The 18,373-nt window shown below is 61.5% G+C and carries 20 protein-coding genes and 2 pseudogenes; 9 read left to right on the top strand and 13 right to left on the bottom strand.

Translation table 11 applies throughout. The annotated features are described in order from the left end of the window. A pseudogene (locus A3CW_RS51870) lies at nucleotides 1–251 on the top strand (IS3-like element ISAzo10 family transposase); the annotation flags it as partial. A gap of 74 nt (nucleotides 252–325) precedes the next feature. Here A3CW_RS51870 and rpsU read toward each other — a convergent pair. The 4 genes from rpsU to A3CW_RS0142580 form a co-directional block, all read right to left on the bottom strand. Then, the gene (rpsU, locus tag A3CW_RS51865) at nucleotides 326–538 is read right to left on the bottom strand and encodes a 30S ribosomal protein S21 (RefSeq protein ID WP_081772083.1); all 213 of its coding nucleotides are present in this window, start codon (nucleotides 536–538) and stop codon (nucleotides 326–328) included. A 111-nt stretch (nucleotides 539–649) separates the two neighbouring features. After that, nucleotides 650–916 carry a translation initiation factor IF-1 gene (gene infA / locus A3CW_RS51860; protein WP_081772082.1) on the bottom strand — a complete coding sequence of 89 codons (267 nt, stop codon included), beginning with the start codon at nucleotides 914–916 and terminating at the stop codon, nucleotides 650–652. Nucleotides 917–1,430: 514 nt separating this feature from the next. Beyond that, nucleotides 1,431–1,655: a hypothetical protein gene (locus A3CW_RS0142585; protein WP_028208955.1), complete on the bottom strand. Its 225-nt coding sequence runs from the start codon at nucleotides 1,653–1,655 to the stop codon at nucleotides 1,431–1,433. Nucleotides 1,656–1,929: 274 nt separating this feature from the next. Then, the gene (locus A3CW_RS0142580; RefSeq protein ID WP_028208954.1) at nucleotides 1,930–2,133 is read right to left on the bottom strand and encodes a cold-shock protein; all 204 of its coding nucleotides are present in this window, start codon (nucleotides 2,131–2,133) and stop codon (nucleotides 1,930–1,932) included. A gap of 476 nt (nucleotides 2,134–2,609) precedes the next feature. Here A3CW_RS0142580 and A3CW_RS0142575 point away from each other — a divergent pair, with 476 nt between their 5' ends. Then, nucleotides 2,610–3,140 (top strand): GNAT family N-acetyltransferase, encoded by a 531-nt coding sequence (locus tag A3CW_RS0142575; protein ID WP_051482080.1) that lies wholly within the window; start codon nucleotides 2,610–2,612, stop codon nucleotides 3,138–3,140. A gap of 155 nt (nucleotides 3,141–3,295) precedes the next feature. On the opposite strand, the gene argC is transcribed toward A3CW_RS0142575, so the two are convergent. Further along, complete coding sequence (gene argC / locus A3CW_RS0142570; protein ID WP_028208952.1) at nucleotides 3,296–4,225, bottom strand: N-acetyl-gamma-glutamyl-phosphate reductase; 930 nt, start codon at nucleotides 4,223–4,225, stop codon at nucleotides 3,296–3,298. A 130-nt stretch (nucleotides 4,226–4,355) separates the two neighbouring features. On the opposite strand from argC, the gene A3CW_RS0142565 reads away from it, so the two are divergent. Then, on the top strand, nucleotides 4,356–5,240 hold the full coding sequence (locus A3CW_RS0142565) for a LysR family transcriptional regulator (RefSeq protein WP_028208951.1): 885 nt from the start codon (nucleotides 4,356–4,358) through the stop codon (nucleotides 5,238–5,240). 177 nt (nucleotides 5,241–5,417) lie between these two features. Here the strand turns inward: A3CW_RS0142565 and A3CW_RS0142560 are convergent, their stop codons facing one another. Both A3CW_RS0142560 and A3CW_RS0142555 read right to left on the bottom strand, forming a co-directional pair. Continuing rightward, nucleotides 5,418–6,368 (bottom strand): acetamidase/formamidase family protein, encoded by a 951-nt coding sequence (locus tag A3CW_RS0142560; protein WP_028208950.1) that lies wholly within the window; start codon nucleotides 6,366–6,368, stop codon nucleotides 5,418–5,420. Nucleotides 6,369–6,426: 58 nt separating this feature from the next. Continuing rightward, nucleotides 6,427–6,630: a hypothetical protein gene (locus A3CW_RS0142555; RefSeq protein ID WP_028208949.1), complete on the bottom strand. Its 204-nt coding sequence runs from the start codon at nucleotides 6,628–6,630 to the stop codon at nucleotides 6,427–6,429. Nucleotides 6,631–6,974: 344 nt separating this feature from the next. Between A3CW_RS0142555 and A3CW_RS53555 the strand changes: the two genes are divergently transcribed. Both A3CW_RS53555 and A3CW_RS51855 read left to right on the top strand, forming a co-directional pair. Further along, nucleotides 6,975–7,130 (top strand): hypothetical protein, encoded by a 156-nt coding sequence (locus A3CW_RS53555; RefSeq protein WP_169739144.1) that lies wholly within the window; start codon nucleotides 6,975–6,977, stop codon nucleotides 7,128–7,130. An 85-nt stretch (nucleotides 7,131–7,215) separates the two neighbouring features. After that, complete coding sequence (locus A3CW_RS51855) at nucleotides 7,216–7,380, top strand: FmdB family zinc ribbon protein (RefSeq protein WP_028208948.1); 165 nt, start codon at nucleotides 7,216–7,218, stop codon at nucleotides 7,378–7,380. Nucleotides 7,381–7,395: 15 nt separating this feature from the next. Here the strand turns inward: A3CW_RS51855 and A3CW_RS0142540 are convergent, their stop codons facing one another. The 3 genes from A3CW_RS0142540 to A3CW_RS0142530 are packed head-to-tail and all read right to left on the bottom strand — an operon-like array spanning nucleotide 7,396 to nucleotide 13,227. After that, a complete protein-coding gene (locus A3CW_RS0142540) occupies nucleotides 7,396–10,449 on the bottom strand; it encodes an efflux RND transporter permease subunit (RefSeq protein ID WP_028208947.1) in 3,054 nt (1,017 codons plus the stop codon). Between the two features lie 11 nt (nucleotides 10,450–10,460). Beyond that, nucleotides 10,461–11,612, bottom strand: coding sequence for an efflux RND transporter periplasmic adaptor subunit (locus tag A3CW_RS0142535; RefSeq protein ID WP_028208946.1), 1,152 nt, complete (start codon nucleotides 11,610–11,612; stop codon nucleotides 10,461–10,463). A 37-nt stretch (nucleotides 11,613–11,649) separates the two neighbouring features. Further along, nucleotides 11,650–13,227, bottom strand: coding sequence for an efflux transporter outer membrane subunit (locus A3CW_RS0142530; protein WP_028208945.1), 1,578 nt, complete (start codon nucleotides 13,225–13,227; stop codon nucleotides 11,650–11,652). Between the two features lie 330 nt (nucleotides 13,228–13,557). On the opposite strand from A3CW_RS0142530, the gene A3CW_RS0142525 reads away from it, so the two are divergent. After that, nucleotides 13,558–15,084: an FAD-dependent oxidoreductase gene (locus A3CW_RS0142525; RefSeq protein ID WP_028208944.1), complete on the top strand. Its 1,527-nt coding sequence runs from the start codon at nucleotides 13,558–13,560 to the stop codon at nucleotides 15,082–15,084. Nucleotides 15,085–15,161: 77 nt separating this feature from the next. Here the strand turns inward: A3CW_RS0142525 and A3CW_RS0142520 are convergent, their stop codons facing one another. Beyond that, entirely contained in the window at nucleotides 15,162–15,506 is a 345-nt protein-coding gene (locus A3CW_RS0142520) for a hypothetical protein (RefSeq protein WP_028208943.1), read from the bottom strand. Next, entirely contained in the window at nucleotides 15,507–16,301 is a 795-nt protein-coding gene (locus A3CW_RS0142515; RefSeq protein WP_051482081.1) for an alpha/beta hydrolase, read from the bottom strand. Nucleotides 16,302–16,795: 494 nt separating this feature from the next. Here A3CW_RS0142515 and A3CW_RS0142510 point away from each other — a divergent pair, with 494 nt between their 5' ends. The 3 genes from A3CW_RS0142510 to A3CW_RS49565 all read left to right on the top strand — a co-directional run bounded on the left by A3CW_RS0142510 (nucleotide 16,796) and on the right by A3CW_RS49565 (nucleotide 18,172). Beyond that, nucleotides 16,796–17,083, top strand: a complete 288-nt coding sequence (locus A3CW_RS0142510) for a DUF1330 domain-containing protein (protein ID WP_028208941.1) — start codon at nucleotides 16,796–16,798, stop codon at nucleotides 17,081–17,083. A 152-nt stretch (nucleotides 17,084–17,235) separates the two neighbouring features. After that, complete coding sequence (locus tag A3CW_RS49570) at nucleotides 17,236–17,721, top strand: DUF2867 domain-containing protein (RefSeq protein ID WP_051482079.1); 486 nt, start codon at nucleotides 17,236–17,238, stop codon at nucleotides 17,719–17,721. 124 nt (nucleotides 17,722–17,845) lie between these two features. Beyond that, nucleotides 17,846–18,172 (top strand): hypothetical protein, encoded by a 327-nt coding sequence (locus A3CW_RS49565; protein WP_051482078.1) that lies wholly within the window; start codon nucleotides 17,846–17,848, stop codon nucleotides 18,170–18,172. Here the strand turns inward: A3CW_RS49565 and A3CW_RS49560 are convergent. Further along, nucleotides 18,138–18,373, bottom strand: a pseudogene (locus A3CW_RS49560) (IS5/IS1182 family transposase); the annotation flags it as partial. The gene A3CW_RS49565 and the pseudogene A3CW_RS49560 overlap by 35 nt on opposite strands.

The following is an 18,373-nucleotide window of genomic DNA, read 5'->3' as shown; positions in this document are numbered from 1 at the left end:
TGCACTGGTACAACTTCGAGCATCGCCACAGCGGCATTCGCTACGTCACACCCGCGCAGCGTCATGCCGGTGAGGATCTGGCAATCCTGCAAGCGCGTCATCAGACATACCTCCAGGCGCGTGAACGCAATCCGGCACGTTGGTCAGGTCACACACGAGACTGGTCGCCGATCGTCACCGTCACACTCAATCCCGAGCGCGAAGCTGTCATTCGCGACCACCTTCGGGATAAAACGCAATTGGTTGCATGAATCAGGCGACAACCACCTTGACTCGCTCCGGGCACCAGGCGGCCGCTTCAGCATGGCCGCCTGGCCGTTCCCGGTCAGTAGCGTTTTTTCGGCGGCAACGACCGTTTGACCAGCTTGCGAACGCGTGCCACCGCAGCAGCCTTTTTGCGCTTGCGTTCTGTGGTAGGTTTTTCATAGGCTGTCCGGGCACGAAGCTCCTGAATCAACCCCGTGCGCTCGATCGCGCGACGAAAACGGCGTAATGCAACGTCCACGGGCTCGTCGGGTTTCAGAATTACGGTAGTCATTTTTTTCCCTGGTTGAGATCCGTCAGCAATGGCGAATAGTGATGAAGATGGGCACGCAGCGTCGTGGTACAGACAAGAATCTACGCCAGCCGACGCTCGCGTATCGCGCCATCAACGACGGCGAAATGCGGTTCTTGGCGATGCGGGACCGCTGCGCTCATCTTTATGTCGAAAATTGATTCGTCCTTTCGTCAGGTCGTACACCGAAAGTTCCAGCGTTACCCGATCGCCAGCAAGGATGCGAATGTGGTTCTTGCGAATACGACCGGACGCGTACGCCCCTACCACCACGCCATTGTCGAGCGTGACGCGGTAGCGGCTGTCCGGCAGCACTTCTTCAACGATACCGTCGAGTTCCAGCAGTTCTTCTTTGGCCATTCAAGGTTCCTGATCGATTGGCGGGACGTGGGCCCGGATGCCGCCGTGAGGAAGAAGTCGCGAGCGTTGATCGACGCGCGCTCGCGCGGTAGTGGGAAGCATGAAGATTGCTGGGCAGCCCCTGCGTCCAGGAGGTCATCGACACCGCCTTGGCGGACGGCGAATCAGGTACGCAGGGGATGGGGCAGACGCGGCGGCTCGCAATACCGATGCGAGCCGGGGCGTGCAGTCCAGCGAGCACGGTATCACCGGCCTCAATGGACTATCAATCAAAGGAATGTTCGCGACTAATCAACTCGCGTCTTTTAATGCTGTGCGAAGCGAACTAATCCTGCATTGTAACCGAAGGTCGCCATTTGCCCTGCCACTTTCGGCGGGGCCAGAAGGAGCGGACGGTGTCAGCCGTGGGTGCCGACGATGCGCAGTTCGGGATCCTGCGTGATGTTTGGGCACGTTTTGTTGCACCCGCCCTGGCGCCCAGATGCGTTGGGGGCTGCGAACTGTGGCGTCGTCTTTAACCGCGCATGTCGATCCAGTCGCGTGCCCATAGGGTCGAGTGCTGCAATGCCTGCTCTTCACTCTTGAAGTACTCGAGCGAATAGAACCAGTAGCGGCCTTCGTCTCGCGCGCTATCGATGCGTTCGAGCAGCAGGTTGGATGAGAAGCTTCCGTCGGGCAAACGATGCGCCGAGGATTCGACGGCATAGCCGTTGTATTGTTGAATTTGTTTGTTTTGCATTTTAATTTTAATGATAGTTGAGTGCGCTCGTGCCGTGCGAAAAGTGCACGGGTGCGCCGATTCAAAGCGATTCGAGCCGAATACTGGCGCAGTCGAAGAGCGAAAATGGCGTTGAAGCCAGAGGGGAGATGGGGTGCAACGAGGCGTATGGCGCCAGGCAAGCTGCTCAATAAACAGATGCCAATCAGGAGTGATCGCGCCAACTGAGGGAGACTAAACTCCGCGAGGGTGTCGCTGCAACCCGGCATCCATCGGGATGCCGGGCCCTTCAACTTTACAGCGGCTTGATGTTAGCCGCTTGCAGCCCCTTCGGGCCTTGCTTCGTTTCGAAGCTCACCTTCTGATTTTCAGCCAGCGTCTTGAAGCCATCGCTCCTGATTTCGGAGAAGTGAGCGAACAGGTCGTCGCCGCCCTTGTCCGGGGTGATGAAGCCGAAGCCTTTGCTGTCGTTGAACCACTTAACGGTGCCGGTTTCCATGAAGAATCCTTGAGGAAAAAATACGAAGATTTGCTCTGTTAGAGAGTACGTGAAGCTTCAAGGAGGGAAAGGACACGAATACCGCTGAGGAGCGAGCAATTGATGAACAGCAATCGAACTTCTTGAACTTCGTGCAGCAGGCTACCCGCCGGGTGGATCGGCGTCAAGACTTATCTTGTAACTGTTTCGCCACGCGCCCGTTCTGCAGGCTAAGCGATGCGGGGGTGCCTGGCTGCGACCCCTTGCCAGCCATGGCGTACAGGTTGGACAGAGGTGGCGGGCCGGCGCTGCATGAAATGCCTCCACCGCGTTCGCTTGATCGAATCCGTGGCCCTCTGGCAAACCCCGGCCGCCATAGACATTCAGGTTTGGCGATGGCGGTCGTTAACGAGCGGCAGGCGCGATCGACCCATGCCGCTTCCCCTTCTGCACGCCACATCATTTCGTCCGATTGAGCAAATCACGCGGAAAGCCTGATGAAAGCCATCGTTAACACTCGCCATCGCACAGAGTCGAGCCCTGTTCTAATTCGCCCGACCGCGGAAGACGACTGGCAAACCTTGAAGACGGTCTTCCTTGCTGCGCTCCTCGACAGCCCAACGGCGTTCGGCCTGAGTTACGCCACCGCGGCCGCGTATAGCGAGCGGCAATGGCGCGAATGTGCTTCAGGTCAGACGCAACCGCAATATCTGGTAGCCATAGTGCAAGGGCAAGCAGTCGGTCTTATCGGCGACGCGATAAGCCGCTCGCGCGAATACAACCTGATTGCCATGTGGGTTCACTCGAAGTGCCGAGGCTTGGGAATTGCAGGTCGCCTGGTCAACGCAATCCAGGCGCGTGCGATCGAACGCGGACAGCAAAGAGTCGTGCTGAGAGTCTCGCCAGACAACACCTGCGCTGTAGGTCTCTATCGCCGACATGGCTTCCAGTTCTTGCCCGAACGAGAAGCGCTAGCCAATCAGCCCGGCATCAGCGTGCAGAAAATGGAATGGAAGAGCGGTGGCTGACTGCCAGTGCGACTTCCGTTGCGAACGGCCGGTATCCGGGTCGTCAAATGCTGCTCGTGGATCGACATGACGTAGTCGCTTCCGGCGTCAATGTCACCTCACGCGCAAATGCAATGATCCGTAACGCCTGTTCGTTCTACCTGCGATCTCGGCCACTATTGCCGCGTGAGCATGAGGTTCAGGTTCTGAACCGCAGCTCCGGATGCGCCTTTGCCAAGATTATCGAGAACCGCGGACAGCAGGACGTGCCCGTGTTCGACGTCATGAAATACGCTTAAGTGCATGTCGTTCGTACCGTTCAGCACTTGCGGATCCAGGTGTTTTAAGGCGCTCGATTCGTGCAGCGGCAAAACGCGTACGTGAGTTGCCTCGCCATAGTGGCGTGCGAGGCATGCGTGTAACGTGGCGCCATCCACGCCCGGCGCCAGCAGCCGCAGCGCCAGCGGCACCGTCAGCACGATGCCCTGACGGAACGCGCCGTACGCAGGGACGAAAATGGGACGCTGCGCAAGCGAGGCGTGTTGCTGGATCTCCGGCGTGTGCTTGTGCGCGAGTTCCAGGCCATAGACCTGATATGAAGGCGCGTTGGCGGCTCCCGGCCCCTCGTGTTCCTCCACGCCGGCACGCCCGCGTCCGGAGTAGCCGGATACCGCATGAATGCTGATCGGGTAATTGCCCGGCATGAGCCCGGCCTGCACCAACGGACGCAGCAGGCCAACTGCACCGGTCGGATAGCAACCTGGATTGGTGACCCGACGTGCGTTTGCAATTTGCTCAGCCTGCCCCGGCGTCATTTCCGGAAAACCGTAGGTCCAGTCCGGCTGTGTGCGGTGGGCGGAGCTTGCGTCGATGACCCGGACGGCAGGATTGACAATGGCGCCCACTGCCTCACGCGCGGCGGCATCCGGCAAACAGAGGATGGCGATGTCGCAGGCGTTGATGGCTTCTGCGCGACGCCGCGGATCTTTGCGCTCCGCTGCGGCAAGTGTGAACAGTCTGATGTCTGTCCGGTTGCGCAGCCGGTCGTGGATTTGCAGCCCGGTGGTGCCTTGGTCGCCGTCGATGAAAACTACGGGAGAGCTCATACGTGGATGACTCCGCTGACTGTGGGTTGTAACAGGTAAAAACGAGCCCCTATGTTGCGCGGACGGCTAGAATAGAGAAAGTTGAATTTCATAACGTAGACATTCAGTTTTTCTGAATCTGGACGCCGTCATGCGAGAGATCAGCCTGGACCGCTTGCGCACTCTGGTCGCCGTTGCCGACCGTGGTTCATTTGCCGATGCGGCGCGTGCATTGCACCTGGCGCCGCCAACGGTCAGCCTGCACATCGCCGAACTCGAAGACCGCATTGGGGCTCCCCTCCTGTCACGCAAGCGCGGACATGTGGGGCCGACATCTATCGGCGAGGTGCTGGTGGAGCGCGCGCGCCGACTGCTGGCCGACGCGGAGCAGGCGTTAGACGATGTTCAACGCCAGGTAGAGGGGCTCGAAGGGCGTGCGCGTCTCGGCGCGTCCACGGGCGTGATCGCACACCTGCTGCCGCAAGCGCTCGAGGTCCTGCGCGAGCACCATCCCGCCATCGACATTCAGATTGCAGTGCTGACTTCGCAAGAAACCCTGTCCCGGCTGGTCGATGGAACGCTGGATGTCGGGCTGGTCGCGCTGCCTCAGCCCCCGGTGGCCGGGCTCGTGATAAAGCCTTGGCGTCGCGACCCTGTGATGGCCTTCGTGCCGGCGCATTGGCGGTGTCCGGCCCGCGTTACCCCTGAATGGCTCGCCGCCCAACCTCTCATTCTCAATGACGCGACCACGCGTCTCTCGCGTCTGACTGCGGAGTGGTTCGCAACCGGTGGGCAGCATCCTGCGCCGCGCATTCAGCTCAACTACAACGACGCGATCAAGAGTCTGGTAGCGGCAGGTTACGGCGCAGCACTGTTGCCCCACGAGGCCACTACGCCACTACCCGATAAGCGCATTGTCATGCGTCCGCTGCGCCCAGCGTTGTGGCGACGGCTCGGTATTGCACATCGTGCGGGATACATTGAGCGTTCCACGCAACACGTACTTGATGTGTTGTGGGCTTTGCGATTGGCGTAGGCGTTGCTAATTGCCGCTTAGGTTCCTTTTCGCTGAAACAGTAGTCTTGTTGCACGCCACGACGAACGAATGGCCGATTCGCAGAAATTTGACTGAACGACTTGGGGCCGCGCCCCGCTAGTGCCGCCCCCGTCGTAACCGCCTGGGCTAACGAGACGGAGGACCGCCTTTGAGAACTCACTCGAATACGATTCGCGGGAAGTAGAGCGAGACAATCCAGTTAGGCCGGTCGACGATCTCGCTGATGCGCAGGTCGGCGCAAACGCTGCACAACAGGTAAGCATCGATTGCGCTGATGTGATGCTGTCGCGTCAGCATGTCGATCATTCCAGAGACGGCAGCCCGAGCACCTTCCATCAGATCTGGACCGATGCCAGTGGTGACTTCGTAGCCCTTCGTATCGAGATGACGGCTGACAGGGCCCGGCGTGGTAAAGCGGGGAAACGCGAGGTTCGCCTTTTTGACCAGGTCGAATTTCGCCGTCAGTGCTACGGGGCTCTCGATGGCCGTCCCGCAGACCTCGCCGTCACCTTGTGCGGCGTGCGTGTCGCCCACCGAGAATAACGCGCCCTCCACCTCCACCGGGAGATAGAGTTCTGTGCCTGCGCCGATGTCGCGGATATCCATGTTGCCGCCGACACGACGGGGTGGAATCACGCTGTGCAAACCCGGTTCTCCCGGGGCTAGGCCGATCGTGCCGCAAAACGGCTTTAAGGGAACACGTCCACCCGGGCCGTACATGGCCGGGGTCTTCAGATCCGCCTCGTATTTCCAGATGTGCAGGGCCGGGTCGGGAAACTGGTCTGCGAGCAGTCCAAAGCCGGGAATGTTTGCCGTCCATCCCCAACCCGAAGGAGCGAAAGACAACAATGTGACCTTGACCGCGTCGCCCGGTTTAGCTCCGTCGATATACATCGGGCCAACAACCGGGTTCACTCTTGCAAAGTCCAGCCGTGCAATGTCGTCGACGGTCGAATTGGCAGTGAACTGCCCACCCGATGCGTCGACGGGAAAGAACTCGACCGCTTCACCAGGAGCCACGGTCAACACAGGCTTTAGCGTCTGGTCCCAACCAAGGTGGCTCTGATGCTCGTGAATTGAGTGGCGTGCCCAAGGTATTCCGCTCATTACCCACTCCCTCGCAGTCCGGCGAATTCAAACGCCGATAGGGACGCTCCCTGCGCGGCTACTGATCGTGGGCGAGCGCTTCGAGACGCGCGTTACCCGCGTCTTTCGCCGCGCGCTCCGTGGCGAAGGGTTCTTCGGCTACGAGCGAGCGCCGCACTTCGCGCGCATCGAAGTCGACGAGCGAGATGACCCACACCCAGCCGCCGATCTGTTCGGCCGTCTGCACGAATGCACGCACGTCGCCTTTGTCCTTGGTGTTCATTTGACCTCCTCGATAGAAAACCACCGCTGGCGTCGCCCGCGCAGCGCAGCGCGGGAGCATCGGTTACGCGCTCGGCGGTGAATTGTGCAAGCACTACATAACTCGGAATCACGGTTCCCCGCTACGAGGCAACGTTCGGGAGAGCCGCGTGGGGTACGGCCCTGCTGCCCTGCCCCCGCAACACTTCATTTTAGGCAATGGGAACAGACATACCACTGGGTCCCGCAAACGTGCCCCCTGCTACACGCGCGGGTCGAAAATGATCGCCGCGACAACTTTCGGGGCAAATTCCGCCGTCTCGGCACTAGAATTCAGGCATGGTCGCATTCCCGAAGGAGGCTGCCATGACTCAGTCAATGATCAGTTTTTGGGTTGGCCTTGTAGTTCTCGTTGTCGTTGCCATGGCCATCTCCCGTCGCTACAGGCGCGAACACCCGGAAGAGAGCCTGAACCAGTGGCTCGACACGCACCATATGCGCTGGATGCATCGCAAGCACTAGCTGGCGGCTCGGGCTGACACCGGAGAGCGCTCCCATTTCCTGCACTAGAATGGGTTATCGCCCGGATTCTCGTTAGAGGAATACCATGCCGACTTACCAGTACAGGTGCGAGAAGTGCGGTGAGATGTTCGAGCATGCCGAGCATCTTGCTGAACATGAATCCGCTCATCCGCCCTGCCCCAAGTGTGGCAGCGAGAAGGTTCAGCACATTCCCACGCCATTTGTGGCGAAAACATCCAGAAAGTCCTGAGATCTGTTCGGCTGCTCAGGTCTGCTCCGGATGCTCCCTGTCCCGATGATGGTCCGCGGCGAGGAACATATACATCGCGGGCACGACGAACAGCGTGAACAGCGTGCCGATCGACATCCCCGTGAAGATCACGAGTCCCATCGCGTTGCGGCCGGCCGCACCCGCACCCGATGCGATCACGAGCGGCACGACGCCCAGCACCATCGCCGCCGTCGTCATCAGGATCGGCCGCAAGCGCACGCCAGCCGCTTCTTCGAGTGCTTCGCGCTTGCCGCGCCCCATACGTTGCAGTTCGTTCGCGAACTGCACGATCAGAATGCCGTGCTTGCTGACGAGGCCCATCAGCGTGACGAGGCCCACTTGCGTGTAAATGTTGAGCGTCGTGAGTCCGACGTTGATGAAGATCAGCGCGCCGAACAGCGCCATCGGCACCGACACGAGAATCACGACCGGATCGCGAAAGCTCTCGAACTGAGCGGCGAGCGCGAGAAACACGATGATCGTCGCCAACAGCAGCGTGGTCACGAAGCCGCCAGACTCCTGCACGAACTGTCGCGACAAACCCGAATAATCGGCCGTGTATCCCGCCGGCGCGACGTCGGTGGTGGCCTTGCGCAGGAAGTCGAGCACTTCGCCCTGCGAGATGCCCGGCGCGAGCACGCCGGAAATCGTGGCCGAATTAAGCTGCTGGAAGTGATTGATCGACTCGGGCACGACGTTGCGTTTCAGATGCGTGACCGTCGATGCGGGAATCACACTGCCATTGGGCGTGCGCAAGTAATAGTCGAGCACTTGCGACGGGTTCAGCCGGTCCGTTTGCAGCACCTGCGGAATTACCTTGTACGAGCGGCCAGCAATCGAAAAGTAGTTGACAAAGTTCCCGCCGAGCGCCGCACCCAGCGTCTGTCCGACATCGCTTTGCGTCAGGCCGAGCGAAGCGACTTTGTCGCGGTCCACGAGCAACACGCTTTCCGGCTTGTCGATCTTCAGATCGCTGTCGACGAAGAAGAACATGCCGCTTTCGCGCGCCTTTTGCAGCACGGCTTGCGACACTTCGTTGAGGTTCTCGAACGGCTCCGTCGTGCTGATGACGAATTGCACGGGCAGTCCTTGCGCGCCCGGCAGGGGCGGAAACTGAAATGCGGCGACACGCGCGCCCGCGATGCCGTTCCACTTCTGCTGCAACTCCTGCTGTAATTGCGTCGCGCCCTTCTTGCGCTTGTCCCACGTCTTGAAGAGCACGCCGCCGATGCCCTGGTTCAGCGTCGGCACGCCCGTGAGCTGGAACATCTGCGCGTATTCGGGCAACTGCTTCGAGATTTCGAAGACCTGATCCGCGTAGGTCTGCATCTGCTGGATCGTCGCGTTCGGCGGCCCCAGAACCTGGGACAGAACGATGCCCTGGTCCTCCTGAGGCGCAAGCTCCGATTGCGACGTCATGAAGAGATAGACGGTGCCGCACAGGAGCAGCGCGCCCATCACGACGAACACGTGCCACGTGTCGAGCATCGCATGCAACAGACGCCGGTAGCCGTGATGCACGCGTTCGAACTGCCGGTCGACGAAGCGCGCGAAGCGGCCCGACTGCTGGTCCATGCGGAAAAAGCGCGAGCACATCATCGGCGAAAGCGTCAGCGCGATCACGCCCGACACGGTGACGGCGCCCGCCAGCGTGAACGCGAACTCGGTGAAAAGCGCGCCGGTCAGTCCGCCCTGAAAGCCGATCGGCACGTACACGGCGATCAGCACGACCGTCATCGCGAGAATCGGGCCGCCGAGTTCGCGCGCCGCGATCAGTGCGGCTTCGAAAGGCTGCCTGCCCTCCTCCTTCATATGCCGGTCGACGTTCTCGACCACGATGATCGCATCGTCGACGACGAGGCCGATGGCGAGCACGAGCGCAAGCAGTGTCAGCAGATTGATCGAATAGCCGAGCACCTGCATCACGAAGAACGTGCCGATCAGCGAGAGCGGCATCGCGATCACGGGCACGATCACTGCGCGCAAACTGCCAAGGAAAAGGAAGATCACAACAGTCACGATCAGCAGCGCCTCGACGAGCGTCTTCACCACTTCTGCGATCGCCGTGTTGATGAAGTCGGTCGCGTCGTAGACGATGTCGCCCGTCATGCCCGTCGGGAACTGCTTCTGCAGATCCGGGAAGATCGTTTTCACGCGCTTCGCGACGTCGAGCACGTTCGCATCGGGCGCCACCTTGATGCCGATGAACACCGATCGCTTGCCGCTGAACGCGACGTTGAAGTCGTAATTGTCCGCGCCGAGCACGACGTTCGCGACGTCTTCGAGGCGCACGATCGCGCCGTTCTTCTGCGTGACGACGAGTTTCTTGAAGTCCTCGACGGAATGCAGGTCGGTGCCCGCATTCAGGTCGACGCTGATCATCTGGCCTTTGGTCGTGCCAAGCGTCGCGAGATAGTTGTTGTTGCCGAGCGCCGTGAAGACGTCGGCGGCCGTCACGTTGTGTGCGGCGAGCCTGCCCGAGTCGAGCCATGCGCGCAGCGCGAACTGACGGCCGCCGAGAACTTCCGCCGTCTGCACGCCCTGGACCGAATCGAGCTTCGGCTTCACGACACGCAGCAGATAATCCGTGACGTTGTTGCTCGGCAGCACGTCGCTGTAAAAACCCATGTACATCGCGTCGGTGGTTTGACCCACTTGCACGGTCAGCACGGGCTGTTGCGCCTGCGGCGGCAACTGGTTGCGCACCGATGCGATCTGCGTGTTGATCTCTGTGAGCGCGCGATTGGAGTCGTAATTGAGCCGCAGCGTCGCGGTGATCGTCGAGACGCCCGTGGTGCTCGTCGACGACATGTAGTCGATACCCTGTGCCTGTGCGATCGCGGCTTCGAGCGGCTGCGTGATGAAGCCGGCCATCGTGTCGGCGCTCGCGCCATAGTACGCGGTGGTGATCGTCACCACGCCGTTTTCGGTTTGCGGATACTCGCTGACTTTCAGCGCCGCCAGCGAGCGCAAGCCGAGCACGAGTATCAGCAGACTCACCACCGATGCGAGGACCGGCCGTTCAATGAAGATGTCGGTGAATTTCATCGCTCGCTCTTCTATTGTTCCTGGGGCGTCGGGTTCGGGCTGTTCGCAGGCAGCACGCGGTTGTCGATCACGAGGGGCGTGCCGTTTTTCAATTTCAGCTGGCCGCTCGTCACGACCTGCGTGCCTTCGCTGATGCCCTTGAGAATCGCGACCTGGTCGCCACGCGTCGGCCCCGGCGTGACGAACACCTGTTGCGCGACGGGCATGATCTTGCCTTGTGCATTCTTTTGTTCGCCGGGCTTCACGACGAACACGGTCGCGCCATACGGGTTATAGGTGATCGCCGTTTGCGGCAAGGTCAGATAGCGCTGCGCGCCGCCCGCATCGATCTTCACGTTCGCATACATGCCGGGCAGCAGCTTGCGCTCGCGATTGTCGACGGTCGCCTCGATCTGGACGTTGCGCGTGGTGCTGTCCACGCGCGGATTGATCGAGCGGATCTTGCCGTCGAACGTGCGGTTGCCGAACGCATCCGTATCGACGACGATGGTCTGGCCAACCTGCAATTGGCCGAGCTGCTGCTGCGGCAGAAAGAAGTCGGCGTAGATCGGGTCGATGGCCTGCAGCGTGACGATGGCGTCACCCGGATTGAGGTACTGCCCGGGGTTGACCGTCGTGATACCGACGCGTCCCGCGAACGGTGCGCGAATCGTCTTCTTTACGACGAGGGCGGCCTGTTGATCGACCTGGGCTCGTTTACTCTTGAGGTCGGCGGCGTCGGCATCGAGCTGCGCCCTGGCAATCGCCTGAATGTCGAACTGCGCCTTGTCGCGCGTGTAGACCGTTTGCGCAAGGTCCGCCGCTGCTTGCAGCGACGCGAGCTGCGCGCGGTCCGAATCGTCGTTCAGGCGCACGAGCATCTGGCCTGCCTTCACCTCCTGGCCCGAGTTGAACGCGATCTCGCGCACGAGCCCAGCCACTTCCGTCGTCACATCGACGCCGCGCACCGCGCGCAGGCTGCCCACTGCGGCAAGCTGCGGCTGCCATGTTTGGTAGCCTGCGATAGCGGCCGTGACGGTGGCGGCCGGCGCGGCGTTGCTCGCCATGAACTTCCGGATCATGTGCGCCCTGAACAGATTGAAGCCGACCAGCGCGCCGAGCAGTATGCCCACGCAGATCAGCATGATGATCATCCGCTTTGCCATCGGTTTTTTCGTCGTCATCGTCATGTCCTGGCAGGGGCGGCCATTGCACAAGGATTCATTTCGGCGTAGCCGGCGTGGGCTGGGCTGCCTGGCTCGTCGCCGTGTCGTTCCACCAGCCGCCGCCGAGCGCCTGAAACAGCGCCGCCGTGTCCGCATAGCGCGTGGCCTGCGCCTGCGCGAGATTCACGACGGTCTGCTGGTATTGACGCTGTGCATCGAGCAGCGCCAGATAGCTGACGCCGCCGATGCGAAACTGGCCGCGCGTCAGGTCGAGCGAATCGCTGGCAGCACGCCATGCTTGCGTCTGCGCGCTCAGGCCGGTTGCATCGTGCTCGAGCGCCCGTAACGTATCAGCGACGTTCTGGAATGCGAGCAGCACCGTTTGACGGTATTGCGCGTTGGCCTCGTCGAATGCCGCTTCTGCCGCGCGCTTTTGCGCGCTCAACTGGCCGCCGTGAAAGATCGGCTGCGTGATGCCTGCGCCGATGCTCCAGATCATGTCGGCGTATTTAAGAAGGCCTGCGGGCGTCAGCGCCTCCGGGCCGTAACTCGCGGAGAGCGTGAGCTGCGGATACATGTTCGCCGTCGCCACGCCGACCTGGGCGCTCGCCTGATGCAGCGTGGCGTCGGCGGCGAGAATGTCGGGGCGCTGACGCACGAGCGAAGACGGCACGCTGACGGGCAACGCTTGCGGCAGCGTGAACATCGACATCCTGAACTCGGGCACGTCCGTATCGCTCGGCGGCTTGCCCGCAAGGACCGCGAGCTGGTGACGCGTCTGGTCGAGCGACTGGTGCAACGGCGGCAATGTCGCACGCGTCTGCGCCACCAGCGTTTCCTGCGCAAGTACCGCTGGGCGGCTCACGCCGCCCAGTTCGAGCTGCTGGCGCATGATGCGCAGCTGCGCGTCTTCGTCGTCGGCGATGCGCGCGGTCGCTTCGATCTGCTCGCGCAGCGAGGCTTCCTTGATGGCCGCCGTCACGATGTTCGCGGACAACGCGAGATACGCAGCCTGCAACTGAAAGCCCTGGTAATCGACCTGCGAGCGCAACGATTCGAGCTCGCGCCTTCCGCCTCCGAACACATCGAGGTTGTACGACACGCTCACCGATGCGTTATAGAGGTTCAGCAGTTCCGTGAGCTGCGGCTCGCCGAACGTGACGCCGTTGAACTTCTCGCGCGTCGCATTGGCCGTCGCGTCGACGGACGGATAGAGCGTGGTGCCCATTTGCGCACGAAGATTCTCGCCGGCCTGCCTGAGCGCCGCCTGCGCCGCGGCAACGTTGGGACTGTTGGCAAGCGCTTCGCGGATCAGCGCGTCGAGCGGCTCGCAATGAAAGAGCGTCCACCACTGGGCGGGAATGTCCTGGCCGGCCACGAACTGTTGCGGGACACCCGATGCGCCCGGCGCCGAGGCGGTTTGATCGGGTAGCGGCGTGGACGTGTAAGTGCCGGTAGCGGGCGGCGCGGGCGTATGGTAATCCGGGCCGACCATGCAGCCGGACAAGGCGATCAGGACAGTGACCCATGCAGCACGCGTAACCGTCTCGCAGGCTGCATGGCGGCGAGACGCACTGCGCGAATGCCAGTGCGAGCGGCTGCGACTGAAACCGTGGTTGACGTCATCGATCATCGATCCACCTTGTTTCACTGCGCGGAATACGAACGAAACGGCAGAGGCAGAGTTTGAAATCATGCCACAACCTGTTCACGCGACCCGCGAACGGACTTCCCGGGGGCCCGCGCCTCACCGCAGGTGCCAGCCGAATGGCGGAATCCCGAAGCTTTCGGATGACCGAAAGGGTTCCGAAAGCGGACTGATATCTCCCGATGCCAGGTGCTGTTCGTGGTTGCCGCCGGTGGCGGTGTTCTGATCAACCTGGACTAACATGGGAAGTGGCGGCCTCTGCCCAGGACGCCGGTGGTGGTGCATGGGCTGGGTCACGTACCCGTGGAGGTCGACATGAGTGGTGAGGCATCGAACGAAAGCGGTCCCGATCTGGCACTAGGCGTGCCGATCGAATCTCTCGGCGAAGCTGGCCTGTTGTCAGGACACGTCGGTGATGACGCGGTACTGATTGCACGGCTCGGTGATGAATTCTTCGCTATCGACGCTGCCTGTACTCACTACCACGGCCCGCTCGCCGAAGGGTTGATCGTCGGGGACACGGTACGTTGCCCATGGCATCACGCGTGCTTCAGCCTGCGCACCGGGGAAGCGCTGCGGGCTCCTGCGCTCAGCCCTGTGGCGTGCTGGTCTACGGAGATCCGGGGCGACAAGGTTGTCGTACTGCACAAAAAAGCGCCGCCCGCGGGTTCCGTGACCTCGCCGGCCGGAGCGCCACAGAAGATCGTGATCGTCGGCGCAGGGGCTGCAGGTTTCGCTGCTGCCGAGCGTCTGCGGCGCCTCGGCTACGCGGGCAGCCTCACGATGCTGAGCGACGACGAGGCGCCGCCGGTGGACCGGCCCAACCTCTCCAAAGACTATCTGGCCGGCAGCGCGCCGGAGGAGTGGGTGCCGCTTCGAGATGATGCCTTTTACGCAGATCAGCGCATCGATCTGCGGCTCAACGCCGGCGTCGTGCGTCTTCAAGTCGCCGCGCAGGAATTGGAGCTGGCGGATGGGAGCAAGGTCCCCTACGACCGCCTGCTTTTGGCCACAGGAGCCGAAGCGGTTCGCTTGCCTATCCCCGGCATGGATTTGCCGCATGTGCATACCCTTCGCACATTGGCCGACTGCCGCGCGATCATCGCTCGCGCAGCGAACTCGCGGCGCGCGGTTGTCATCGGAGCTAGCTTCATCGGACTGGAAGTGGCGGCGTCATTGCGCGCGCGTGGACTCGAAGTCCACGTCGTGGCGCCGGAGCAGCGTCCGATGGAACGTGTGCTGGGGCCCCAGATGGGTGAATTTGTGCAGCGGTTGCATGAAGAACACGGCGTCGTCTTCCACCTCGGGAACACCGCCAGCGCGATCGATACGCAGCAGGTATCGCTCAAAGCAGGCGGCAACCTGGAGGCCGATCTGGTGGTGGTCGGCGTCGGCGTGCGGCCGCGACTGGCACTGGCCGAGCAAGCCGGCCTCGCAATCGACCGCGGCGTGGTGGTCGACGCCTGCCTGCAGACCAGCGCGCCTGGCATCTTCGCTGCCGGCGACATCGCTCGCTGGCCCGATCCGCACAGTGGCACGGCGATTCGCGTGGAGCACTGGGTCGTCGCGCAGCGCCAGGGACAAACGGCGGCGATGAACCTGATTGGCGGACATGAGAAGTTCGACGCCGTGCCATTCTTCTGGAGCCAGCACTACGATGTCCCGATCAACTATCTCGGGCACGCGGACAGCTGGGACGAGATTTCGGTTGACGGCGATATTGCAGGACGCGACTGTTTCCTGCGCTACAAGCGAGACGGACGGGTCGTCGCCGTAGCCTCTATTTATCGCGATACAGAGAGTCTGCGGGCGGAAGTCGAAATGGAGCGCGACTTGCGTTGACGCCGGAACGAATCGCAAACGGATTCCTCGCCAGCCCGGGATCGTTCGCAGTGGACCGCCGTGAATTTACGCACCGGTCACTGCCCGGTCAGACTCCGAAGGATTTTCCGAACGATGCGTTCGTGCCGCGCGAGCGCCGCTTCGAGCGTGCTGGCGCCATAGCTCTCGTTGTCGTCGCACACTTCCATTCCGGCGATTCGCGTCACGAACAGCGCGGGTTCCCCAACTCCCGCGTCGGCCACACCGCGAAAGCGCGTCGTGACCGTCACGCCGGACTCTTCGAGCAACGTACGGCGAAAGATCAATTCGTTCTCTGCCATCCAGCGCGACCACTCGCTGCGGTCGAACACCTCGACAGGCCTGTTCTTCGCATCGAGGACATAGATGCGTTCACCCTCGGGCGGGACGGAGCGGGATCTCATCTATTGGTCAGGCGCGCGCAGGAAGCTGATCGCCTCCCGCCACCAGCTATCGTCGACATGGCCAATCCAGTCGTTATGCTCAGCCGCCTCCACGATCTTCAGCTGTTTCGGACCGGGCAGCGCGCTGTGTAGCGCTTCGCCGAAGCGCGCCGGGACGATGCTGTCGCGTTCGGCCACCACGACGAGAACGGGTTGGCCGAACGCCGCCAGGTGGGTCACGCTGTCGTATCGGTCATGCATCAGCCACTTCACGGGCGCCCATGGGTAGTGGAAGGCGGCGACGTGCTCGAGCTTATCCCATGGGGTAATGAGCATCAGGCCGGCGACCTTGTCGCGCTCGCGCGAGCCGGCCGCTGCGGCCACGCCCGCTCCGAGCGACTCCCCGATAAGCAGCAAAGGGGCGCCGTAGAGACGATGCGCAAGCCCGATGGCCTCTTGCGCATCGACGACCAGACATGCTTCGTTCGGCGAGCCTTCGCGTGGCCCATAGCCCGGATATTCGGCGAGAATCACGCGCAGTCCCAGCCGGTTGAGCGCTGAGGCGTAGAAGGACCGGTGCCCTGCGTGCCCCGCATTGCCATGAAAGACAATGGCCGTGCCGCGCACGGTTCCGGGCGGTTCGCCAACGAGGCCTCGGAACGCCTCCGTAGTCGGCCAGGTCACAAGTCGTTCGGAGACGACGTCCTCGATTGCAACCTTCTCAGGAAAGTAGAGAAAACGTTCCTGCAACATGGCAACGCCTTCCAAAAGGACCAACCCGCGAAGGCTAGACGTGGCGCCATTCCTCTCGGGCATCCCGGCGACGTTCATCGCCTCGAACGGCTTCTACATTCCGCAGCTTACGGCTTTGGAATCTTCCGATGCGAGACGATACCGCCTCCATTCATCGTGCGTTTCCAGGCTTCATCGGCATGTTGCTGCGCGGATTTCAAGGTGCGCGCGGTCCGTTGCCCTGCTTTGGGCATTGGCGTGAACGCGGAAGTCAAGCCAGACAATGCACGGCGGACCGTCCTCGTGACCATGGTGTGCTCCGCGTAGACATCGGATTGATCAGTCTAACCTTTCCCCCCGGGGCTTGCGAGACTGTACGTTTAACCAGCCATGGCGATGCCGCCAGTCGGGTGGCGAACGCCGCCTCCAGGATCGCCTCGCGAACCTCTGTTTGCGAGGATCGGGTGGTTCTCTCGCCCAGTGATGGGGCGACATCCGCACCGACACTGCGTATCGAGGCCCGATGCGGTTTCATGGCATCATCGTGCGGACCTTCACACAACCTGAGGAGCGACGCAATGGCGACTTATATTGTCTTCACGAAGGAAAGCACGCAGGATCAGAGTGAACTCGACATCTACCAAAGCAAGGTGGGCGAGACCTTCAAAGGTCATCCGGTCAAGATTCTCGCGGCCTACGGACCTCAACAGGTTCTTGAGGGCGAAGCGCCAGAGGGCGTCGTGATAGTGGAGTTTCCGTCGACTGCGGCCGCACGTGCGTGGTACGACAGCCCGGCGTATCAGGAAGTCGCGCAGCACCGGTTCAAGGGCTCGCGCTATCGCGCCGTTCTTGTCGAAGGCGTGTGACAAAAGGCACGACGTTCGGCCCGCGGAGCCGGGCCTCGACCTATGACTCACGCGGCACGACTGCGCGTCTGTGTGCCTTGCAGCATGCGGCAGTGCATTTCAGGCGCTACGCGACATGAACTCCCACACTGGAACTTTCACCTGGGGTACTCATGACAAACAAAGTCTTGCTGATTCCCACGCCGACGGCGGCAATTCGTGCGTCGGGATTGACGCACATTGATTTCGCCGATGGTTATTCCGCTCAGGCAGATCGAACCTACGTCGACGCCGAACAAGCAGCGCGCGCCGTGTTCGCCGATCCGCCACACATGGTCCGATGTCTGATGGCCTTGCGTAACGAAATCGTGGCGCCGTTCGGACTAAAGGCAGGTATTGACTTTAGCGATCGCGGGCTGGGGAAAATCGACGTGTTTCCGATTATTTCAAGTACGGGCACTGAAGTCGTCGTTGGTGGTAACGACAAGCATCTGGATTTTAGGATCTGGATAAGCATTCAACCGAGTCCGAAGGGATCGGAAGTGACGATCTCAACGTTGGTTAAAATCAACAATCTCCTTGGACGAGTCTACTTGTTCGTCATCATGCCATTTCATAAGCGCCTGTCTCGCTCGATGCTGCAACGGGCGGTCAATTGACGCGACAACGCCTTCGTCGACAGTAGAGCCTCGCCTGACAACGTACGTTGCACCATCCGGATTCGCGGCACCCGCCCGGGTGCGGCCCGTGAGATGATGTGCCACCGTCAACAAGAGATATGGGATGACAACATTCGACGAGGCAACAACGGCGGCGATCGCCGCGTTTGCCCAACTGGATTTCTACACGGCAGTGCAGGCGATGCGCGCCGAGGCCGACTATGACCGCGAACGGGACCAGTGGATCTCGCGCTACATCGACGAGCACGGCGGCGGCGCGGACGATGCGGCATACGACGCCTTGCACGCTCAGGCCCAGGCAACCCCGGAATACGCGCAGTTCGTCGATGCCGTTCGCAGGGAGATCCTGGAATACTTCGTCGCCCCTGAACAATTCGTTTTGGCCGTCGTCGGCGTCAGCCGGCGGATGCTCTCTGATCGACAGGGATGAACAGGGCGATGAGAACAATGGTGTAAAAAAACCGCAGCTTCCTCAGGATCATCCGCAGGTTGTGACCAGCTCCGCATAGCACAGCGTGCATCGCGTCACCAAGCGTTCCCTTCAGCCAGTTCCGATCGAGTTTGCCATCTGTCTTCATGTGGCCGATGGCTGGCTCAATCGCACTGCGCCGTCTGATCATCGTCCGTAATC

This window comes from Paraburkholderia nodosa DSM 21604 (genome assembly GCF_000519185.1).
Lineage (GTDB): Bacteria > Pseudomonadota > Gammaproteobacteria > Burkholderiales > Burkholderiaceae > Paraburkholderia > Paraburkholderia nodosa.
The sequence above is the reverse complement of the archived record's forward strand: the minus strand, read 5'-3'. Positions and strand labels throughout refer to the sequence as shown.